Annotated in this window: 2 protein-coding genes; both read right to left on the minus strand. The window is 62.1% G+C overall.

Annotation, left to right across the window (positions count from 1 at the left end):
• Positions 1–2: 2 nt before the first annotated feature.
• Positions 3–557 (minus strand): 16S rRNA (guanine(966)-N(2))-methyltransferase RsmD, encoded by a 555-nt coding sequence (gene rsmD, locus WBF63_RS06625; RefSeq protein WP_424368925.1) that lies wholly within the window; start codon positions 555–557, stop codon positions 3–5.
• Positions 558–1,606: pseudouridine synthase (locus WBF63_RS06630; protein WP_424368926.1), on the minus strand; the 1,049-nt coding region annotated here is incomplete at its 5' end.

Raw genomic sequence — 1,606 nt, forward strand, 5'->3', positions numbered from 1 at the left:
AGTCAGGCCGTTTCGATAAAGCGGATCACCGTCTCGCCATAACTGCGCTCATCGACAATCAAAAAGCCTGCCCCCGGCTCAAATGGCACGGAAGCGGATTCCTCGACGACGCACAGTGCCCCCGGAGCGAGCCAGCTGCCCTTCCTGGCCGACTGCAAGGCTCGTTCACCCAGACCTTTTCCGTAAGGAGGGTCAGCAAAAACCAGACCGAAGGGCGCCAGCGTTCCGGCTTCCCCAAGCACTGCAGCATCACGACGAAATATCTTTGTCTTGCCGGTAAGGCCGAAGGCTTCGACATTGCTGCGGATCAAGCCGCGCCCTTCCGCCGATTCTTCGATGAACACGGCATAGCCTGCGCCGCGAGACAGCGCTTCAAGGCCAAGTGCTCCGGTTCCTGCAAAAAGATCCAGTACCCTTGCACCCTCCAGTTTGTCGGGAAATCGATGCGCCAGGACGTTGAACACGGCCTCACGTGTCCGATCCGTGGTCGGGCGGATCTCGTGAGTGCGTGGCGTGGCCAATGGGCGGCCACGAAAATCGCCTCCTACGACGCGCATCTAGCGCGCCTTCGGGCCCTTGCCCGGCCCCTTGCGGTAGGGTCCACTACCGCCCCGATCCGGACGGTCGCCGCGTGGCTTGCCATACGGGCGATCGCCCTGCGATCTTCCGCGATCCTGCGCACCGCGGGCTTTGCGGAAATCGGTCTCAGGCTTCTCCTGTTCCGCCTTATCCTTTCCAAGCGGACGGGCGCCCGGCGCCATCCATACATTGGCCTTGCGCTGGCCCGGTGGATCAATTGGCGGGCGCTCCCGTTCACCCTTCTTGAATCCCGTCTTTCCACCAGCCCCAAACCGTTCCGGCTTGCCGCCGCGCTCGCCAAAGCCCCGCTCCGGGCGCGTCGAGAGTTTTCCGAGCGCTTCGTCGCGGCTGTTCTCACGGAACTTGCGCCGCTTTATCAAACCTCCCTCGCCTATTTCGGAGCGTGCCGGTCTTGAGCGTGGGGCCGCTTCTTCCAGTTGCTCGACGCGCCGCACCGGCTTGTTCGAAAACGGCTTTACGATATCGGCGTCGAAATTCGCACCGGATTCCTCAATCAGCCTTTCGCCAAGCTGCTCGCGCAGCATGCGGCCCTTGATCTCAAGCACATGCCCTTCCGGCAACTCGTTCAATTGGAACGGCCCGTAGGAAATGCGGATCAACCGTGTCACGTCGAGACCAAGCGCGCCAAGAATGTTCTTGACCTCCCGGTTCTTGCCCTCGCGCAAGCCGATCGTCAGCCACGCATTCGAGCCCTGCTCTCTGTCCAGGCTTGCCTCTACGGCACCGTAGAAAACGCCATCCACGGCAATGCCTTCGCGCAACTTGGCCAGCGCACTTTCCTCGACCTTGCCATGAACGCGAACCCGGTAGCGTCTCAGCCAGCCGGTGGCCGGAAGCTCCAGCACGCGCGACAGTCCGCCATCGTTGGTCAGCAGCAGCAAGCCCTCGGTGTTGATATCCAGCCGTCCAATGGTCATCAGGCGAGGCAGGTCGGCGGGCAGCACGTCAAATACGGTCTTGCGGCCCTCGGGATCACGATTGGTCGTCACTACGCCTGCCGGCTTGT

This window comes from Moheibacter sp. (assembly GCF_049672845.1).
Taxonomy (GTDB): Bacteria; Bacteroidota; Bacteroidia; order Flavobacteriales; family Weeksellaceae; genus Moheibacter.

Excerpts from the sequence above, each read along its gene's own strand:
- rsmD (WP_424368925.1), bottom strand. The coding sequence starts at position 557 with ATGCGCGTCGTAGGAGGCGATTTTCGTGGCCGCCCATTGGCCACGCCA.